Genomic DNA, 19,544 nt, shown 5'->3' with positions numbered 1-19,544 from the left:
TGAGTCGGAAGTGGGTTTCTACAGTCGTTCCACGACGGTCGCGTTGGCCATTCCGCCGGCTTCGCACATGGTCTGCAGGCCGTAGCGCCCGCCGGTGCGTTCGAGGTGGTGGAGCAGTGTGGTCATCAGCCGGGCACCGGACGCGCCCAGCGGGTGTCCGAGGGCGACGGCGCCGCCGAGCGGGTTCAGGACGTCGTCGGACGCGCCGATCTCGCGCTGCCAGGCGAGGGGGACGGCGGCGAATGCCTCGTTGACCTCGAAGGCGGCGATATCCCGGACGGACAGGCCGGCCCGGGCGAGGACCTTTTCGGTGGCGGGGATGGGGCCGGTGAGCATGAGGGTGGGATCGTCGCCCACGACGGCCGAGGCCACGATCGCGGCGCGCGGGCGCAGGCCGAGCGCGGCCGCCTTCTCCTCGGACATGATCAGCAGGGCGGCCGCGCCGTCGGAGATCTGCGAGGAGTTGCCCGCGGTGACCTTCCAGTCCAGCTCGGGGAAACGCTCGCGCCACGTGTCGGTGTCGAAGGCCGCGGGCAGACCGGCGAGCCTGCCGGCGGTGGTGCCCTCGCGGATGGTCTCGTCGGAGGTCACCACGCCGTCGGGGGTGGTGACGGGAACGATCTCGCCGTCGAACCAGCCCGCGGCGCGCGCGTGTGCCGCGCGTTCGTGCGAGCGGGCCGAGTACTCGTCCAGCTCGCCCCGGCTCAGTGCCCACTTCTGCGCGACGAGCTCCGCGGCGATGCCCTGCGGGACGAGATCGGGGAAGCGCTCGCGCACGGCGGGCCCGTGCGGGTCCTTGCCCATGGCCGCCGATCCCATCGGAACCCGGCTCATCGACTCGACGCCGCCGGCGACGACGATGTCGTACGCGCCGGCGGTGATGCCCTGGACCGCGAAGTCGACGGCCTGCTGGCCGGAGCCGCACTTGCGTTCGATGGTCACGGAGGGCACGTGCGTGGGAAATCCGGCCGCGAGCAGGGCCTGCCGCCCGGGGGTGGCGGACTGTTCGCCGGACTGGTTGACGCAGCCGATGAGGACGTCGTCGATCAGGCCGGGATCGAGGTCGTTGCGGGCGACGAGCCCGGCCAGGACCTGGGCGAGCAGATCGCTGGGGTGCACCCCGGCCAGCGCTCCCTGCGCTCTGCCCCGTCCGGTGGGGGATCGGACGGCGTCGACGATGACAGCGCGGGTCATGGGCGTTCCTCCAGTCGGGAAATCAATTCATGATGATGGTTACTATAAACCATTCTCCGACCGATCGTATGGCCCGCGTCACACCGGTAGGGCCCTCATCGGTAGGTCGACCAGGTCGGCAGGGATTCGGGGAAGTCGGCGCGCCGGTGCGGGGTGCCCGGCCACTGGATGCGCTCCGTCGTGCACAGGCCCGCATTCATCCGCTCGAACGGCACGGCGTACATGAACCGCAGGTCCCGTCGCCGGAACAGCCAGCGGCCGTCCACGCGGGCGTACTCGTCGGAGTATCGGTACGCCGCCATCATCAACGTCCCGTCGAGCGCCAGTTCTGCTCGGCCCGTGAGCAATCCGCGTGCGCGGTCCCCGTCGACGGAGATCTGGTCGCTCTGCGGCGAGTGCAGGGTCAGGCTGTAGCGGTCCATGGCGGCGACGTAGAACTCGCGGATCTCCTCGCGCCCGCGGGCGATGGAGCCGGCGCGCTCGAACTCGCCGTCCTCGGTGAACAGCGAGAGCAGGGTCTCGAGGTCGTGGTCATCGACGGCGATGGCGTAGGCCGCGACGAGGTCCTGGATGCGCGCACGGTCCTCGAGCCGGGTGAGGCGCCGGACCAGATCCTCCAGCGCCCTCGGGGACGAGTCGAGTGTCGTCATGTGACCTCCATAGAAACTGATAACGATTGTGATGTATTGCACAATAGGCGGTGGAGGTGCGGGAAGGACAGGGCGGCGCAGGCGAGGCCGCGAATTCCGCAGGTGACGACCCTTCCGGGCCTGGGTGGCGACCATCGGCCAAAGAAGCGATTGCCTCTTAATCATTATCATGGTTAGTATGTGAGTCATCGAACTGAGTGACCTTGACCACATCCGGTGGGCACTTTAGGTTAATGATGAACACAGAAAGGTGGGGGCATGGCGACATCGCACGTCGACGACGAGCTCCGGGACATCCGTGCGGCCGCGGCGACCGTAGCCCGGGAGCGCTACGCACCGAAGGCTGCGCAGTGGGATCTCGAACGCACCGCGTTCCCGCACGACGAGCGTCGCTTCCTCGGCGAGCTGGGCTATCTCGGCATCTCGCTGCCGGAGGAGTACGGAGGGTCCGGCGCCCCGCTGTCCCACGCCCTGGCGGTGATCGAGGAGTTCGCGAAGGTGTGCCGGCCGGCGGCCTTCCAGATCTTCGAATCCAACACCGGCCCGGCCCAGGCCATCGCCCGCCTGGGCACGGAACACCAGAAGAAGACGTTCCTGCCGCAGATCGTCGCCGGCGAGAAGACCATGGCCGTCGCGATCTCCGAGCCCGACGCCGGCTCCGCCGCCACCGACATGACCACCAAGGCCGTGCGCACCGACAAGGGTGTCGTCGTCAACGGCATGAAGCGGTGGATTTCCAACGGCAGCGAGGCCGACGTCTACCTCACCTACTGCCGCATGGGCGATGCCCCCGGCGCCAAGGGCATCGGAGCCGTCCTCGTCGAGGCCGACCGGCCCGGCATCAGCTACGGCGCACGCGAGAAGCTCATGGGCTTCCGGGGCATTCCGTCGGCCGACATCTTCTACGACGACGTGGTCGTTCCGGAGGAGAACATCGTCGCCGAGGCCGGCGGCTTCAGGAAGCTGTTCGGCGCGTTCACCATCGAGCGCCTGGGCAACACGACCATGAGCCTGGCCATCGGGCAGGAGGCGCTCGACCGCACCGTCACCTACGTGCAGGAGCGCCACCAGTTCGGCAAGCCGCTCGTCGAGTTCCAGTCCGTCCAGATGACCCTGGCCGACATGGTCCTGCAGGTCGAGGCCGCTCGGCTGCTCCGCGATCGCGCCGTCGCGAACATCACCGACGGACTGCCCGATCCGCTCGAGGTCTCCCTCGCCAAGTGCACCGCCAACGAGATGGCCAAGCGCGTCACCGACATGGCGATCCAGCTGCACGGCGGCAACGGGTACACCGAGGAGTTCGGAATCGAACGGCTGCACCGCGATTCGCACGGATGGGCGCTGGCGGGCGGCACGCCGACCATGCAGCGCACCCGGATCGTCTCCGAGCTCCTGGGCCGCACGTTCGATCAGCGCGCCTGACATTGCACATCAACGAAGAACTTCTCGAGAACGAGGTGAACGAAATGCTGGGTCGTTACGAGGGACGTATTGCCGCGATCATCGGCGGTGGTTCGGGAATGGGCCGCGCGATCAGCCATCGCATCGCCCAGGAGGGCGGCCACGTGTACGTCGCCGACCTGTCCGAGGACGGTGCGGTCACCGTCGCCGAGGAGATCCGGGCCGAGGGCGGTCAGGCCACTCCGATGCGGGTGGACGCGACGAACAACGACGATCTTCGCTCGCTCTTCGGCAAGATCGACGCCGACCACGGCGTCCTCCATGCGCTGCACGCGCAGGTCGGCATGCCCGGCCCGGGCGGCCTCGAGGTCGGCGACGCCGACTGGGAGAAGAACATCGCGGTCAACGTCAAGAGCGCCTACTACTCCACCACCCTCGGCTTCGACCTGCTGAAGAAGGCGGAGGGCAAGGGCTCGGTCACCCTCACGTCGTCGACGTCCGCGCTGATCGGTTCGCCGTTCAGCCCGATCTACTCGATGACCAAGGGCTCGCTCGTCCCGTTCGCCCGCTCCCTCGCGCTCGTCGGCGCCAAGGACGGTATCCGGGTCAACGTCATCTGCCCCGGCCAGGTCGTCACGCCGATGCTCTCGCAGTTCTTCGGGCGCGAGCCCGGCGCCGACGTCTCGGCCCTGACCAAGGACTTCGTCGCCACCATCCCGCTCGGCCGGGGTGCTCAGCCCGAGGAGATCGCGTCGGTGATCGCCTTCCTCAACAGCGACGATGCCAGCTACATCACCGGCGTGACCATTCCGGTCGACGGCGGACTCACCGCTCAGTAACGACCACTTCGACCGGAGGGACAGGACCATGGTTCAGGTCGGATTGCTGCTCAGCGACGTTCCGAAGTCGGTGAGCCCCGCACAGCAGTTCAAGGACGTACTGCGCATCGTCGACGCGGCGCAGGAGAACGGCTTCACCTACATCGCGATCGGCCAGCACTTCCTCTACGGGGAACTGCGGTGGCTGCAGCCCGTGCCGCTGCTCGCGCGCCTCGCCGCGCACGTCGAGCCGCACATCAAGCTCGTCACCCAGATCATGATCGCGCCGCTGTATCACCCCGTGATGCTGGCCGAGGAGATCGCCACGCTCGACGTGGTCACCGAGGGGCGGCTGATCTTCGGTGCCGGCCTGGGCTATCGACCCGAGGAGTTCGACTACCTCGGTATTCCGTTCAAGCAGCGGGCCGGACGGTTCGACGAGTCGCTGCAGATCATGAAGAAGCTGTGGACGGAGGAAGAGGTCACCTTCCACGGCAAGTACTTCCAGCTCGAGGGCGTCAAGCCGCACCTGTTCCCGGTGCAGGATCCGCACCCGCCGATCTGGATCGGCGCGCACGCGATGGGCGGTGTCCGCCGCGCCGGCAAGTACGGTGACGCGTACGCGACGCCGCCGGAGACCCCGAAAGAAGAAGTGCTCGAACGCTTCCGGGTTGTGCGGGACCTCTTCGCCGAGCGGGGCAAGGAATTCGGCCCGCAGCCGCTGCGCCGCAACGTGCTGGTCGCCGACACCCGCGAGCAGGCGATGCAGGAGTACGCCCGCGTGGCGCAGGGCCGCTACCTCACCTACGCGAACAAGGGCCTGGACGTCATGAAGGGCACCGACCTCGAGAACGAGTTCGCCAAGGCGGTGTCGAGCCACGCCGTCGTCGGCGATCCCGAGCAGGTCGTCGCCCAGCTGACCGACCTGGTGACCACCATGCCGGTCGACCCGCTGCTGATGCGTCCGCAGTGGCCGACGATGGACGCGGACGAGACCATCGCCGCCATCTCCCGGCTCGGCAAGGAAATCGTTCCGTCGATCACCGCGATCCCCGCAAACCGGGAGTTGTCCTGATGCAGACCTACACCGATCTGAAACCGACCTTCGCCGACCCGGAGGACTGGACGCTGGGCCACGTGCTGCGCACGTACGCTGCGTCCCAGCCGGATTCGGAGTTCCTCGTCACGCCGGAGGAGGATCGGCGCTTCACCTACGCCGAAATGCTCTCCTCCGCCGAACGGATCGCGAGCTCCTGGTACCGGGCCGGCGCGCAGCAGGGTGATCGGGTGATCATCATGGCGCAGAACTCGTCCCAGCTCGTGCGCTCCTGGTTCGGCACCGCGGTCGGCGCACTCGTCGAGGTGCCGATCAACACCAACTACGAGGGCGAGTTCCTCCGCCACCAGGTGGTGACCGTCGAGCCGCGGTGGGCGGTGATCGACGACACCTACGCCGAGCGGTTCGTGGCGATCGCCGAGCATGCGCGTGGCATCGAGAAGTTCTGGGTGGTCGACTCGGGCGCCGGAAACCGCGACCTGGCACTCGAACTGCTGCGCGCCAACGGCTGGGACGCCGAGGCGTGGGAGACGCTGGAGGCGGGCGAGGTGCAGGAGCTGCCGCAGGCACGGCCCCAGGACCTCGGCGCGATCTTCTTCACCTCCGGGACCACCGGCCCGTCCAAGGGCGTGGCGATGCCGAACTCGCAGCTGTACTTCTTCGCGCAGGAGGTGGTGTGCTTCACCCGGCTCACCCGCGAGGACACCTACCTCACCACCACGCCGCTGTTCCACGGCAACGCCCAGTTCATGGCGGTCTACCCCGCCCTGGTGGCCGGGGCGCGGGCCGTGGTGCGCTCGAAGTTCAGCGCGAGCCGCTGGATCGACCACGTGCGCGACGACGACGTCACCGTCACCAACTTCGTCGGGGTCATGATGGACTTCGCGTGGAAGCAGCCGCCGCGCGAGAACGACCTCGACAACCGCCTGCGCTGCGTGTACGCGGCGCCGACGGCCAGCTCCATCGTCGAGGACTTCAAGAAGCGCTACGGCATCGAGGCCTTCGTCGATGCGTTCGGGCTGACGGAGACCTGCGCGCCGATCGTCGCGCCCTACGGGGTGCCCCGGCCGGCCGGGGCCGCGGGGCTCGCGGCCTCCGAGTGGTTCGACATCCGCCTGGTCGACCCGGAGACGGACCGCGAGGTCGAGGTCGGCGAGGTCGGCGAGCTGGTCGTGCGTCCGGTGCAACCGTGGACGTGCAGCATGGGGTACTACAACATGCCGGAGAAGACGCTCGAGGCGTGGCGCAACCTGTGGTTCCACACCGGCGACGCCCTCAAGAAGGACGAGGACGGCTGGTTCTACTTCGTGGACCGGTACAAGGACGCGCTGCGCCGTCGCGGCGAGAACATCAGCTCCTACGAGATCGAGCAGGCGGTGCTCGGGCACCCGGCCGTCGTCGAGTGCGCGGTGATCGGTGTTCCCGCCGACGTGGAGGGCGGCGAGGACGAGGTGCTCGCGACCGTGGTCGGCACCGGCGACGTCGGTCCGGAGGAGATCCTGGCCTGGTGCGACGGCCGGATTCCGGCCTTCGCGATCCCGCGCTACCTTCGATTCGTCGGCGCGCTGCCCAAGACCCCGTCGGAGAAGGTCCGCAAGGCGGTCCTGCGCGAGGAGGGCATCACCCCCGACACCTATGACCGCACCGTGGTCTCCGACGCAGACCGCACCGCGGTCCCCGCGGTCTGACGGCCGGGAAAGGCAACCGAGATGGACTACAGCAAGAACGAGACCCACGAGGAAATCCGGCGGGGGATCCACGATCTGTGCAAGCGGTTCCCCGACGAGTACTGGGCCGAGCACGACGAGTCCCACGAGTTCCCGTGGGAGTTCTACAACGCCATGGCCGAGGGCGGCTGGATGGGTCTCACCGTCCCCGAGGAGTACGGCGGCGGCGGCCTCGGCGTCACCGAGGCCGCGATCGTCGAGCGGGAGATCGCCGCATCCGGCGCCGGCATGGGCGGGTGCAGCGCGGTGCACATCGGCATCTTCGGCTTCGAGCCGATCATCCACCACGGTTCCGAGGAGATGAAGCGCAAGTACCTGCCGCGCGTCGTCACCGGCGAGCTGCACACCTCGTTCGCCGTCACCGAGCCGGACGCCGGCACGGACACCACCAACATCCGCACGTTCGCCAAGAAGGTCGACGGCGGCTGGCTGGTGTCCGGCAAGAAGGTGTGGATCACCAAGGCGCAGGAGGCCGAGCGCATGCTCCTGCTGTGCCGCACCAGCCCCCGCGACGAGAACGCCAAGCGCACCGCCGGCATGACGCTGATGTTCGCGGAGATGGACCGCAGCAAGGTGCAGATCCGGCCGATCCCCAAGATGGGCCGCAACGCCGTCGACACCAACGAGCTGTTCATCGACGAGCTGTTCGTCGCGGACGAGGACGTCGTCGGTGAGGTCGGGCACGGCTTCCGCACCATCCTCGGCGGCCTCAACGCCGAACGCGTCATCTCGGCGAACGCCGCCCTCGGCATCGGTGAGGCGGCGTTGCGCCGCGGCGTCGACTACGCCAAGCAGCGCGAGGTCTTCGGCCGTCCCATCGGGAAGAACCAGGGCATCGCGTTCCAGCTCGCCGAGGCCCGCATCCGCCTCGACGCCGCCGAGGCGGTCCTGGACAAGGCGACGTGGATGGTCGACCAGGGCCTGCCGTGCGGACGGGAGGCGAACGCGGCGAAGTTCCTGTGCGCCGAGGCCGGCTTCTACGCCGCTGACGTCGCCCTGCAGACCCACGGCGGCTTCGGTTACGGCAAGGAGTTCCACGTCGAGCGGTACTTCCGGGAGGCGCGGCTCATGCGGATCGCGCCGATCAGCCAGGAGATGGTCCTCAACTACACGGCCGAGCACGTGCTGGGCCTGCCGCGAAGCTACTAGGAGGACGACGTGCAGCCGTATCGTTCGATCCTGTTCGTCCCGGGGCACCGCCCGAAGTGGGTGGACAAGGCCGTCGCGGCCGGCGCCGACTGCGTCGTGCTCGACCTCGAGGACTCCGTGCCGGCCACGGAGAAGGCGGCCGCCCGCGCGACCGTCGCCGAGTCCATCGCGCGGGTGCGCGAGTCCAACCGGGACGTCGGGCTGTTCGTGCGCGTCAACCCCCTCGCCACCCGGCTGACCGGGGCCGATCTCGAGGCGGTCGTGGTGCCGGGCCTGACCGGCATCTTCGCCCCGAAGATCGAGCAGGCCACCGACGTCCTGCGCTACGACGCGCTGCTCGACCACTTCGAGCTGCGCAACGGGGTGGCGGGGCTCGAGTACATCGTGCCCGTCGAGACGGTGAAGGCCATCCACAACTGTCTCGAGGTGGCCACGGCGTCGCCGCGCGTCGGCGCCATGATCGGCCCGTCGGCCGAGCACGCCGACATCGCCCGCGAGGTCGGCTACGAGTGGACCCCCGAGGGACACGAAACCCTCTACCTGCGCAGCCGGGTGCTGCTGGCCTGCCGGGAGGCCGGCATCCACGCCCTGACCGGCCTGTGGGAGGATCTCGAGAACCTGGACGGGCTTCGCGACTTCGCGGTGCGAGGCCGGCAGCTCGGGTTCCGCGGGATGATTGCGATCCACCCCTCCCACGTGGCCACCGTCAACGACGTGTTCAGCCCGTCGGAGCAGGACCTGGAGTTCTACCGCGGACTCGCCGAGGCCTACGAGAAGGCGGAGGCGGAGGGCGTCGGCGCGCTGCGGTATCGCGGTCTGCACATCGACAAGGCCCACTACGACAAGGCAATTCAATGGCTCGAACGAGCCGAGGCGATCCTACGGAGAGGTGAACGGTGATGCGCGGTCTGTACTTCGAGGAGTTCGAGGTCGGGAAGCACTACAAGCACTCGATGACCCGCACCGTCACCGAGATGGACAACGTGCTGTTCACCTCGCTGACGATGAACATCCAGCCGCTGCACCTCGACGAGGAGTTCTGCAAGACGACGATCCACAAGCAGCGGGTGGTCAACAGCCTGTTCACCGTCGCGCTCATCGGTGCGTTCCACGTACCCGAGCTGACCATGGGGACCACGCTCGGCAACCTCGGCTACGACAAGGTCAAGTTCCCGAATCCGGTCTTCCACGGCGACACCCTGCGCGCGGAGACCACCATCCTGAAGAAGCGTGAATCCGAGAGCCGCACCGACAGCGGCATCGTGTGGTTCGAACACCGCGGCTTCAACCAGCGCGACGAACTCGTCTGCCTGCTCGAGCGCGTCGGCCTGATGGCCAAGCGCCCCACCACCGAGGAAGGTGCCTGAGATGACTGCAGCGCCCGAAACCGAATTCCCGTTGAAGGACTGGGTTCCCGAAACCCGGACCCTGCTGATCGGCGATCGGGAGGTCGAGCCCGCCGGTGAGACGTGGGACGTCTACAACCCGGCCACCGAGGAGGTCATCGCCACCGTCGGCGGCGCCTCCACCGACCAGGTCGACGCCGCCGTCGCCGCCGCCCGCGCCGCCTTCCCGGCGTGGTCCGCCCTGAGCGGCGAGGAGCGCTCCCGCCACATCCACCGCTTCGCCGACGTGCTCGAGAAGGCCGCCGACCGGCTGCTGCCCTCGATCGTCAACGAGGTCGGCACGCCGGTCTCGCTCGCCGAGTACCTGCAGGTCAAGATGGCCGTCGACGAGCACCTGCGGTGGGCCGCCGAGGCCGCGAAGACCGACCGCACCGTCCATCTCGGCGAGTACGACAAGCCGGTGCCGACGATGAGCGACGTCGTGTACGAGCCGGTGGGTGTCGTCGCGGCGATCACCGGGTACAACTACCCGCTGAACCTGGCGATCTTCAAGTTCGGCGCCGCGCTCGCGGCCGGCTGCACCGTGGTGCTGCTCCCGTCCCCGCGCACCCCGCTGACCACCCTGTTCCTGGGCGATCTCATCCGCGAGGCGGGTCTGCCGCCGGGCGTGATGAACGTCGTCATCGGCGGCGCGGACGTCGGGCAGCGGCTGTCCTCGCATCCCGGCGTGGACCGGGTGTCCTTCACCGGTTCCGACGGGGTGGGCGCGAAGATCATGGAGCAGGCCGCGGCGAACCTGGCCGGCGTGACCCTCGAGCTCGGCGGCAAGTCGCCGAACATCGTGCTGCCCGGCGTGGACGTGCAGAAGATCGCCGTCGAGATGCACCTGCGCTGGTCCCGCAACGGCGGTCAGGGCTGCGCCGCCCTCGCCCGGCTGCTGGTGCACGACTCGGTCTACGACGAGTTCCTCGAGGCCGGCGCGTCGGCGTTCGACCAGATGGTCGTCGGCGACCCGTGGGACCGTGCGACGAACATCGGCCCGATGATCCGGCCCGATCACCAGAACCGCGTGCAGGGCTTCATCGACGGCGCGGCGGCCGAGGGCGGCAAGAAGCTGCTCGAGGTGACCAAGCCGCTGCCCGAGAAGGGCTGGTTCGTCAATCCGGTTCTGCTCGGCAATCTTCCGCCCAACGCGCGCGCGGTGCAGGAAGAGATCTTCGGTCCCGTCGCGGTGATCCTGCCGTTCAAGGACACCGAGGAGGCCATCCGCCTCGCCAACGACACCCCCTTCGGTCTCGCCGCGAACGTGTGGTGCGACGACCCGGTCGAGGCGCGCCGCGTCGCGGAGAAGATCCGCGCCGGAACGGTATGGATCAACGGCGGCGGTGCCATGCGGCCGGACGCGCCGTTCGGCGGCTACGGGCGCTCGGGAGTCGGCCGCGAGCTCGGTGAGTGGGGGATGCGCGAGTACCTCGAGGTCAAGCACATCCAGTGGCGGATCTGATTCGCCGGCAAGGTATTCGGCAACATCGCATTCGGCAGGGCCGAACCGGACGACAAGGCTAGGAGAGACGACGATGAACGCATCCGCTGCGGGTCCGCTCGCGGGAGTCAAGGTGCTCGAGCTCGGCACCATGTATGCCGCCCCCACCGCGGGGCGCATGCTCCGCGACTTCGGCGCCGAGGTGGTCAAGGTCGAGGACCCGACGACCGGAGACTTCGCACGCCAGTGGGTTCCGCAGAAGGAGGGGTTGTCGCTGGGCTTCTCCCGTCTCAACGCCGGGAAGAAGTCCCTCGGCATCGACCTGCGTTCGCCGGAAGGCCGCGACCTGGTGCGCCGGCTCGCGGCCGAGGTCGACGTCGTCGTCGAGTCGTTCCGTCCCGGCCGGCTCGAGGAGTGGGGCCTGGGCTACGACGTGCTGAGCGCGGACAACCCGGGGCTCGTGCTGGCCCGGGTGTCCGGGTTCGGGCAGACCGGACCCAATCGCAGCCTGCCGGGATTCGGCACCGTCGCCGAGACGGCCAGCGGTTTCGCGCACGTCAACGGCTGGCCGGACTCGCCGCCGACCTCCCCGCCGTTCGGGTTCGCCGATTCCATCGCCGGGCTGTCCGCCGCGATGGGCGTCGCGATGTCGTTGTACAAGCGGGAGCGGACGGGGCAGGGCGACGTCGTCGACGTCGCGCTGTACGAGCCGCTGATGTTCATCATCGGTGACATGTTCCTGCGCTACACCGCGCTCGGCGAGATCCAGCAGCGCATCGGCAACGCCACCGGCGCGGCGTCGCCGCGGGGCATCTACGAGGCCCAGGACGGGCGCTTCCTGTCCATCGCGGCGTCCAACCAGGGCATCGCCAAGCGGCTGTTCGCCGCGATGGGGCGGCCCGAGATCATCGAGGATCCCCGCTACGCCACCAACGCCGCACGCCTCGAGCACAACGACGAGGTGCAGGCGATGGTGAAGGAATGGGTCGGCTCGATGCCGCGGGCGAGCGTGCTCGAGACCCTGGAGAAGTTCGAGGTCGTCAGCGCACCGGTGAACGATGCCGCGGACGTCGTCGCCGACCCGCACTTCCAGGAGCGCACCCTCGTCGAGATCACGGGCAACGAGATCATGAAGGGTGTGCTGATGCCGGGGCCGGTGCTGCACCTCGGCAGCTACGACGGTCCCAGCTACGACGGTGTGCCCACCATCGGCGAGCACACCGCCGAGGTGCTCTCGGACCGGCTGGGGCTGAGCGCGGACCGGCTCGCGGCGCTCGCCGAGGCGGGCGTGATCGGCAAGTCCTGAGAGTCGCACGGACCGCAGTCCGAAAATCGATGCGGTGAACCGGAATCCGCCCACGACACGGCGTGCGCGGATTCCGGTGTCACGCGCGAATTCAGCAGGTTCGCCGACGCACGCAACGAGACGAGGTACCAATGCAGCTGAGTATCGGCTCGGGCTCGGCCTACGCCAACGACCGGCTCGAGACAGCGGCCGCCATGGCCGACAGCGGCCGGGTCCGGTACATGGGCTTCGACTGCCTGGCCGAACGCACGATGGCGCTGGCCCAGACCCGCCGCCTGCGCGATCCGTCGGCCGGCCAGGACGAACGCATCTCCGCCCTGGTGCCGATCCTGCGCCGCTTCCTCGCGTCGGGAGGCCGCGTCGTCGGCAACTTCGGTGCCGCCAATCCCGACGCCGCGGCGGCCGAATTCGCCGTCAATCTGCGCGCTCTGGGGCTCGGGGGGACCCGGATCGGCATCATCCGCGGCGACGACGTGCGGGACGCCGTCACGGCCGCCGACGTCGCGCTCCCCGAACTCGGCACCACCACGCGTGCGCTCGCCGACCGGATCGTCTCCGCCAACGCCTACATCGGAGCCGATCCGATCGTCGACTGCCTGCGGCAGGACGCCCAGATCGTGCTCGGCGGCCGGATCGCCGACCCGTCCCTGTTCGTCGGGCCGATCTGCCACGAGCTGGGATGGTCGCTCGACGACTGGGACCGCGTCGGCACCGCGACCCTCGCCGGGCACCTGCTCGAGTGCGGCGTCCACAGCACCGGCGGCAACTTCGAGGACCCGCCGTACCGGGTCGTCCCCGACCCGCACAACCTGAGCTTCCCCCTGGCCGAGATCGACGACGACGAGCTGATCGTCACCAAGCTCGACGGCACCGGCGGGGCCGTCGACCTGCGCACCACCCGCACCCAGCTCTACTACGAGATCCACGATCCCGCGCGCTATCTCACCCCCGACGTGACCGCGGACTTCAGCGACGTGCGGATCGAACAGGCCGGGCCCGACCGGGTACGCCTGTCCGGCGCCCGCGGATCCGCCCGGCCCGACACCCTCAAGGTGCTCGTCGGCGTCGACCTCGGATACAAGGCCGTCGCCGAGATCTCCTACGGCGGACCGGGCTGCGTCGACCGCGCCCGTCGCGCCGAGGAGATCGTGCGCCGGCGCCTCGAACCGATCCGGGCGCAGATCGACGAACTGCGGATCGAACTGCACGGCGTCGACACCCTCTTCGGCGACCGGATCGCCGGCGGCGAGCCGGCGGAGGTGCGGCTGCGGCTCGCGGCCCGGGCCCTCGATCCCGACGTCGCCAAGGCCGCCGCCTACGAGGTCGAATACCTGTACTTCGGTCCCGCAGGTGGCGGTGGCGTGGTCACCTCGGTCGTCCCCGCCGTCGTCGTGACCCCCGCCCTGCTGCCCCGCAGCGAGGTACCCCTGTCCGTGGAGGTGACCACCGCATGAAACTTCGTGACGTCGCGTACAGCCGCTCCGGCGACAAGGGCGACACCAGCAACATCTGCGTGTTCCCGCACGACGACGCCGACTACGAGTGGCTCCGGTCGGTGCTCACCGAGGACATCGTCGCCGAGGCGTTCGGGAACCTCGTCGAGGGCGAGGTGACCCGCTACGAGATCCCGGTGAACTGCTGCCTGAACTTCGTCCTCACCCGTGCCCTCGCGGGCGGGGTCTCCAAGTCCCTGCGGGTGGACCCGCACGGAAAGTCCTACCAGTCCCTGATTCTCGACATCGACGTTCCGGGACGCGAGGAGAGGCGATGATCCACGACCTGTTCGCCCGGGCGGCGCACGGCCCGTCCGTGCACGTCGGCGGCAGAGGGGAGACCGGGCGCGGCGAGACGTTCGACTCGATCGATCCCGCCACCGAGGAGGCGCTGGCACGGTGGACCGCCGCTGACCGGGAGCAGACCGAACGCGCGATCACGGCCGCCCGCCGCAGCTTCGACGCCGGGGAATGGCGCGCCGCCTCCCCGGACCAGCGCGCCAAGGTCCTGCGGCGGCTGGCGGACCTGATCGACGAGCACGCCGGGCAACTCACCGAACTGGTCGTGCGGGAGGTCGGATCACCCATCGGTCTGGCCCGCACCCTGCAGGTCGCGCAGCCGGCGATCAACTTCCGGTGGTTCGCCGACGCGGCGCTGCGTGGTCCCCGTGGGGGTTACCAGGAGCGGTTGCCCGGCATCCGCGGCGCGGTGTCGTCCGAGAGCCTCCTGCTGCGCGAGCCGATCGGCGTGGTCTCGGCGATCGTGCCGTACAACTACCCGCTGAACATGATCTCGTGGAAGGTGGCGCCCGCGCTCGCCGCCGGCTGCAGCGTGGTCCTGCTGCCCTCGCCGCGGGGCACGTTGTCCGCGCTGGCCTTCATGCACCTCGCAGACGAGGCCGGATTGCCGCCCGGCGTGCTGAATCTCGTGCCGGGTGGACCGGCCGTGGGCGAACTGCTCAGCTCCCACCCCGGGGTGGACATGGTGAGCTTCACCGGATCCTCCGCCGTCGGCGCGGCCGTGATGGCACAGGCCGCGGCCACCCACAAGAAGGTCGTGCTCGAACTCGGCGGGAAGTCCCCCAACATCCTTCTCCCGTCGGCGGACCTGTCCACCGCCGTGGGACCGTCGATCCTGCGGTTCTGCCGCAACGCCGGACAGGGCTGCGGCGCCACCACCCGGATCCTCGTTCCACACGATCGCATCGACGAATTCCTCGATCTGGCAGCGGGCTTCATCGAGGAGAACGTGCCGACCGGCGACCCGTTCGACGAGCGCACCGAAGTGGGGCCGCTGATCTCCGCCGAGCACCTCGCGCGCGTGCGCGGCTACCTCGACCGCGCCGTCGCCGCCGGCGGCCGCATCTCGGTCGCCGGCGAGCGGCCGGTGGGCAAGGGCTGGTTCCTGCCGCCGACCCTGGTGACGGGTGTGGACAACTCCGCCGAGATCTGCCGGGAGGAACTGTTCGCTCCCGTCGCGGTGGTCCTTCCGTACCGGGACGTCGACGAGGCGGTCGCCGTCGCGAACGACTCCCCGTACGGACTCAACGCGAGCGTCTTCGGCGACCACGCCGAGGCGGTGGCCGTGGCTCGGCGCCTCGACGCCGGCACCGTCGCGATCAACGGTGGCGGCCCCATGCGGGCGGACGTGCCGTGGGGCGGATCGAAGCGCAGCGGCACCGGCGTCGAGATGGGCGAGGACGGGTTCGCCGAGTTCTTCCGGATCAGGCACCTGAACTGGCAGGTGCCGTCGTGACCACCGAAACCCGAATGCCCGCACACGCTCCCGCGTACCCGATCCTCGACGGACCGGCACCCGACCTCGCCGTCCGCGCGTCTACCGGAAGCCGTACCCTGCCGTGGCTGCTCGACCGGTGGCGCACCGACCGGCCGGAGACGACCTTCCTCATCTGGGAGCCGCACACCGGCGCCGAGGCGCAGCGCTGGAGCTATGCGGAATTCGCCGCCGCGGTGGATCGGCTCGCGGCCGGACTGCAGGCGCGCGGCATCGCACCCGGTGACCGTGTGGTGCTGCTGATGGACAACTGCCCCGACTTCCTCGTCGGATGGGCGGCGATCGTGTCGACCGGCGCGGTCGCGGTGTGCCTCAACACCCGCAGCAGCGCCGACGAACTCGCCTACTACGACCGGCACTGCGCCCCCCGGGCCGCGCTGATCGGAACCCGGTCGGCCGAGGCCGCGCGGGCCGCCATGCCCGGCCTGGAGTGGATCGCGACGACCGGCGGCACCGAGACCCTCGAGGCCGCGGCACCGGGGGGTACCGTGCCCGAAAGGGCGTCCGGCAGCCTCGGCGCGCTCGGACGGGCCGCCGGGGCACCCGCGCCGGTGTCCATCGATCCGCTCGCGCCCGCGAGCATCCAGTACACCTCCGGGACGACGGCGCGGCCCAAGGCCGTGGTCTGGACGCACGCCAACTGCCTCTGGGCCGCCCGGGTCAACGCCGCCCACGCCGGGCTGCGGGGCACCGACGTCGGACTGATCACTCTGCCGCTGTTCCACACCAACGCCCTGGGCTACTCGTTTCTGGGACTGCTGTGGGTGGGGGCCACCGTGGTGCTGACCCCGAAGTTCTCCGCGTCCCGCTTCTGGGACGTCTCGCTCCGGCACCGGTGCACGTGGGCATCGGTGGTGTCGTTCATGCTCCGGGCCCTCGACGGTGCTCCCGTTCCGGCCGGCCACACCTACCGGCACTGGTCGGGCAGCGCGACGCAGCACTCGGTGGCCGACGGGATCCGCATGACCGGATGGTTCGGCATGACGGAGACCGTGTCGCACCCCGTCGTCAGCGAACTGGCCCATCCCGACCCCGACGGGACCATGGGACGTCCGGCCCCCGAGTACGCCGTCGCCGTCGTCGGCGACGACGGCCGTCCCGTCGAGCCCGGCACGGTGGGTGACCTGTGGGTGCGCGGAACACCGGGTGTGTCCCTGTTCGCCGGGTACCTGCACAACGACGACGCGACGCGGGAGGCCTTCACCGCCGACGGCTGGTTCCGCACCGGAGACCGGGTGCGCCAGGACCGCTCCGGGCAGTTGTGGTTCGTCGAGCGGTCCAAGGACATGCTCAAGGTCGGCGGTGAGAACGTCGCCGCTGCCGAGATCGAACGCGTGCTCGCGGCGGTGCCCGGCGTCCGGGAGGCCGCCGTCGTGGCGAAACCGGACCCGATGCTCGGCGACGTCCCGGTCGCCTTCGTGATCCCGGACGGCGCCGCGCCCGACGGCCTGCCGGCCGACATCGAACGGGCCTGCGCAGAACTGCTGTCCGACTTCAAACGACCGCGCGAGGTCCACCTGGTACCGGAGTTCCCGCGCGCCACCTTGAACAAGGTCGCCAAGGCGAAGCTGCGGCACTGGCTGCTCGAGCCGTCGACGGAAGCGAGGAAGACATGGACCTGGGTGTGATCCTCGGCGACGTGCACTCCACGCTGTCGCCGCGCGAGCACCTCGACGGACTGCTGCGGCAGGTCGAGGCCGCGCAGCGCAACGGCGTGCGCTACATCGTGATGGGCCACCACTACATCTACGGCAACCTGCGCTGGCTGCAGCCGATCCCGACCCTGGCGCGGATCGCGGCCGAATTGGACCCCGGCGTGAAGATCGGCACGATGGTGGTGCAGGTGCCGCTGTTCCATCCGGTCGCGCTCGCCGAGGAACTCGCCACCCTCGACATCCTGACCCGGGGCAACCTCATCGTCGGCGCCGGCGCGGGATACCGGCGCGAGGAGTTCGCCGCGTTCGGCGTCGACTTCGGCCGGCGGTTCGCCATGATGGACGAGGCGCTGCAGATCATCCGGCTCATGTGGACGCAGGACGAGGTCGACTTCCACGGCAGGTTCTGGCGGCTCGACGGGGTCAAGACCCACATCCGTCCCTGGCAGGATCCCCACCCGCCGATCTGGATCGGCGCACTGAAGGATTCCGGCGTCCGGCGCTCCGCACGACTGGGCGACGCGTGGCCGGTGACGCCCGAAACCCGGACCGACGACATGCACCGCATGTTCGGCGTCTATGCCGCGGCGCGGCACAAGCACGGGCGGCCGCCGGTGGCGCGGCATCCGCTGCGCCGCGAGATCGTTCCCGGCGCCACCACCGAGGGTGCGTTCCGGCGCTTCGAATCCATGGCGCGGGACCGCCTCCTGGCCTACGCGCAGCGGGAACTGGACACCCGCGATGCCACCGCCCTCACCGAACGATTCCGGCAGGTCGCCGCCGCGGAGGCGATCGTCGGAACCCCCGACGACTGTCTCGGCCAGTTGCGCGCTCTCGCGGCGCAGGTGCCGGTCGATCCGGTGATCGTGCGCGCGCAGTGGCCCGACATGACGGCCGACGACGTCGTCGCGTACCTCGACGACCTCGGCCGCGACATCGTCCCCGGAATGCGCGAGATCGTGTCGATCGACGCCCGCACCATGGCGGCCCCCTCGGCGATGGCGTCCACGAGCCCGACAGGAGAAGTCCGATGACGCTCGACGACCGGAGCACCGAACCGCGTTGTCCTGTGGTCGACTTCGACCACAACTCCGCCGCGCACGCCGAGGACCCGGTCGGCTCCTACCGTCGGATGCGGGCGGCAGGGCCGGTGGTCCGGTCGACCCGTCACGGCGGCTTCTGGGTGCTCACCGACTACGACGGCGTGTTCGAGGCCGCCCGCGACGACCAGACCTTCTCGTCCGCGCGGTGCCCCTACGGCGGCGACGGCCTGGCCACCGTCATCCCCAAGACGCCGGTGAACCACCACATCCCCGTCGAACTCGATCCTCCGGAACATCGCAAGTACCGCAAGCTGATCAACCCGCTGACCTCCCCGGCGGCCGTCGAGCACCTGCGGCCGGCGATCGAGAAGTACACGACGTGGTTCATCGACCAGGTCATCGAGGCCGGCACGTGCGACTTCGCGACGGTCATCGGCGTGCCGGCCGTGGTGACGATCGACTGGCTCGGCCTGCCGCCGGCGGACTGGGAGCGGTACGCGCACGCCCATCACGCCGCGCTCTCCGACCTGCCGGGCACGCCGGAGTTCGAGCACGCCATCTCCGTCGAGTTCCCGTGGATGGAGAAGCAATTGCGGGCCGCGATCGCCGAGCGGCGCGTACGTCCGCGGGACGACGTGCTGAGTCACCTCGTCGGCTCGGAGGTGGACGGCCGGCCGGTGACGGACGACGAGGTATTCGCCATGGCGGAGCTGCTGATCTCCGGCGGCGTGGGCACCACCGCCTCCCTCGTCAGCCAGACGCTGATGTACCTCGACCGCAACCACGAGCTGCGTCGCACCCTCGCCGAGCACCCGGAGAAGCTGCCGCGGGCGATCGAGGAGTTCCTGCGCGTCTTCTCACCCACGCAGGCCCTGGCCCGCACGGTGACTCGTGATGTCGAGTTCTACGGGCACGACTTCCGCACGGGCGATCGCGTGCTCCTCGGCTGGGCGTCGGCGAACCGCGACCCGAAGGCGTTCGACGACCCGGACACCGTGGACATCGAGCGGTGGCCGAACCGGCACACGGCGTTCGGCATGGGTGTGCACCGGTGCGCCGGGGCGCACATCGCCCGTGCGCTGTCCGTCGAGATGCTCGGCCAGATCCTGTGCCGCATGCCGGATTACGAGATCCTGCACGACCGGGTGGTCCCGTTCGCGCACCAGGCGGTCAATCCCGGTTGGAAGCGAATTCCCGCGCGCTTCACGCCGGGACCGCGTATCGGCCCCACTGCCGGGAACGCGCGCCCCTTCTCGGCCTGAAAGGTTCATCTTCAAGAGATTTCGCGCCGGTGGAACGGGACGGGCGGACCGTGAACCCGGGGGTGCTCGCCGAATCGACCATTGACCTCCCGGGTCCGATGTGAGCATAATCATATGCAGAGATTTCTTCCGTTTCCGTTCTTCTCGCGTCTCGCGATCCACCGC

General features: G+C 69.5%; 17 protein-coding genes. 15 read left to right on the top strand and 2 right to left on the bottom strand.

The window, feature by feature from the left end; translation table 11 throughout:
• Positions 1-18: 18 nt before the first annotated feature.
• Both HFP48_RS25635 and HFP48_RS25630 read right to left on the bottom strand, forming a co-directional pair.
• Positions 19-1,194, bottom strand: coding sequence for a thiolase family protein (locus HFP48_RS25635; RefSeq protein ID WP_168580275.1), 1,176 nt, complete (start codon positions 1,192-1,194; stop codon positions 19-21).
• A gap of 95 nt (positions 1,195-1,289) precedes the next feature.
• Entirely contained in the window at positions 1,290-1,844 is a 555-nt protein-coding gene (locus HFP48_RS25630; protein WP_168580274.1) for a nuclear transport factor 2 family protein, read from the bottom strand.
• A gap of 258 nt (positions 1,845-2,102) precedes the next feature.
• Here HFP48_RS25630 and HFP48_RS25625 point away from each other — a divergent pair, with 258 nt between their 5' ends.
• The 15 genes from HFP48_RS25625 to HFP48_RS25555 all read left to right on the top strand — a co-directional run bounded on the left by HFP48_RS25625 (position 2,103) and on the right by HFP48_RS25555 (position 19,379).
• A complete protein-coding gene (locus tag HFP48_RS25625; RefSeq protein WP_029546558.1) occupies positions 2,103-3,266 on the top strand; it encodes an acyl-CoA dehydrogenase family protein in 1,164 nt (387 codons plus the stop codon).
• A 44-nt stretch (positions 3,267-3,310) separates the two neighbouring features.
• A complete protein-coding gene (locus tag HFP48_RS25620) occupies positions 3,311-4,084 on the top strand; it encodes an SDR family oxidoreductase (protein ID WP_196813340.1) in 774 nt (257 codons plus the stop codon).
• 28 nt (positions 4,085-4,112) lie between these two features.
• On the top strand, positions 4,113-5,138 hold the full coding sequence (locus HFP48_RS25615) for an LLM class flavin-dependent oxidoreductase (RefSeq protein ID WP_006941639.1): 1,026 nt from the start codon (positions 4,113-4,115) through the stop codon (positions 5,136-5,138).
• Positions 5,138-6,808, top strand: a complete 1,671-nt coding sequence (locus tag HFP48_RS25610; protein WP_168580273.1) for an AMP-binding protein — start codon at positions 5,138-5,140, stop codon at positions 6,806-6,808. Before HFP48_RS25615 ends, HFP48_RS25610 begins: the two co-directional genes overlap by 1 nt.
• 21 nt (positions 6,809-6,829) lie before the next feature.
• The gene (locus HFP48_RS25605; RefSeq protein ID WP_006941637.1) at positions 6,830-7,996 is read left to right on the top strand and encodes an acyl-CoA dehydrogenase family protein; all 1,167 of its coding nucleotides are present in this window, start codon (positions 6,830-6,832) and stop codon (positions 7,994-7,996) included.
• A 9-nt stretch (positions 7,997-8,005) separates the two neighbouring features.
• Positions 8,006-8,896, top strand: coding sequence for a CoA ester lyase (locus HFP48_RS25600; protein ID WP_168580272.1), 891 nt, complete (start codon positions 8,006-8,008; stop codon positions 8,894-8,896).
• The gene (locus tag HFP48_RS25595; RefSeq protein ID WP_029546556.1) at positions 8,896-9,363 is read left to right on the top strand and encodes a MaoC family dehydratase; all 468 of its coding nucleotides are present in this window, start codon (positions 8,896-8,898) and stop codon (positions 9,361-9,363) included. Before HFP48_RS25600 ends, HFP48_RS25595 begins: the two co-directional genes overlap by 1 nt.
• A gap of 1 nt (position 9,364) precedes the next feature.
• Positions 9,365-10,846 carry an aldehyde dehydrogenase family protein gene (locus HFP48_RS25590; RefSeq protein WP_006941634.1) on the top strand — a complete coding sequence of 494 codons (1,482 nt, stop codon included), beginning with the start codon at positions 9,365-9,367 and terminating at the stop codon, positions 10,844-10,846.
• 73 nt (positions 10,847-10,919) lie between these two features.
• Positions 10,920-12,131 carry a CoA transferase gene (locus HFP48_RS25585; RefSeq protein ID WP_043802022.1) on the top strand — a complete coding sequence of 404 codons (1,212 nt, stop codon included), beginning with the start codon at positions 10,920-10,922 and terminating at the stop codon, positions 12,129-12,131.
• A gap of 131 nt (positions 12,132-12,262) precedes the next feature.
• Complete coding sequence (locus tag HFP48_RS25580; RefSeq protein WP_168580271.1) at positions 12,263-13,585, top strand: acyclic terpene utilization AtuA family protein; 1,323 nt, start codon at positions 12,263-12,265, stop codon at positions 13,583-13,585.
• Positions 13,582-13,902, top strand: coding sequence for a hypothetical protein (locus tag HFP48_RS25575; protein ID WP_168580270.1), 321 nt, complete (start codon positions 13,582-13,584; stop codon positions 13,900-13,902). Before HFP48_RS25580 ends, HFP48_RS25575 begins: the two co-directional genes overlap by 4 nt.
• Positions 13,899-15,380 carry an aldehyde dehydrogenase family protein gene (locus tag HFP48_RS25570; protein ID WP_168580269.1) on the top strand — a complete coding sequence of 494 codons (1,482 nt, stop codon included), beginning with the start codon at positions 13,899-13,901 and terminating at the stop codon, positions 15,378-15,380. Before HFP48_RS25575 ends, HFP48_RS25570 begins: the two co-directional genes overlap by 4 nt.
• The gene (locus HFP48_RS25565; protein ID WP_168580268.1) at positions 15,377-17,047 is read left to right on the top strand and encodes an AMP-binding protein; all 1,671 of its coding nucleotides are present in this window, start codon (positions 15,377-15,379) and stop codon (positions 17,045-17,047) included. The genes HFP48_RS25570 and HFP48_RS25565 overlap by 4 nt, the downstream gene beginning before the upstream one ends.
• On the top strand, positions 17,032-18,108 hold the full coding sequence (locus HFP48_RS25560) for an LLM class flavin-dependent oxidoreductase (RefSeq protein WP_102800552.1): 1,077 nt from the start codon (positions 17,032-17,034) through the stop codon (positions 18,106-18,108). The genes HFP48_RS25565 and HFP48_RS25560 overlap by 16 nt, the downstream gene beginning before the upstream one ends.
• The gene (locus HFP48_RS25555) at positions 18,105-19,379 is read left to right on the top strand and encodes a cytochrome P450 (RefSeq protein ID WP_168580267.1); all 1,275 of its coding nucleotides are present in this window, start codon (positions 18,105-18,107) and stop codon (positions 19,377-19,379) included. Before HFP48_RS25560 ends, HFP48_RS25555 begins: the two co-directional genes overlap by 4 nt.
• The last annotated feature ends 165 nt before the right edge of the window (positions 19,380-19,544 follow it).

Origin of the sequence: Rhodococcus sp. DMU1 (genome assembly GCF_012272955.1) — a bacterium.
GTDB classification, from domain to species: Bacteria; Actinomycetota; Actinomycetes; order Mycobacteriales; family Mycobacteriaceae; genus Rhodococcus; species Rhodococcus aetherivorans.
The sequence above is the reverse complement of the archived record's forward strand: the minus strand, read 5'-3'. Positions and strand labels throughout refer to the sequence as shown.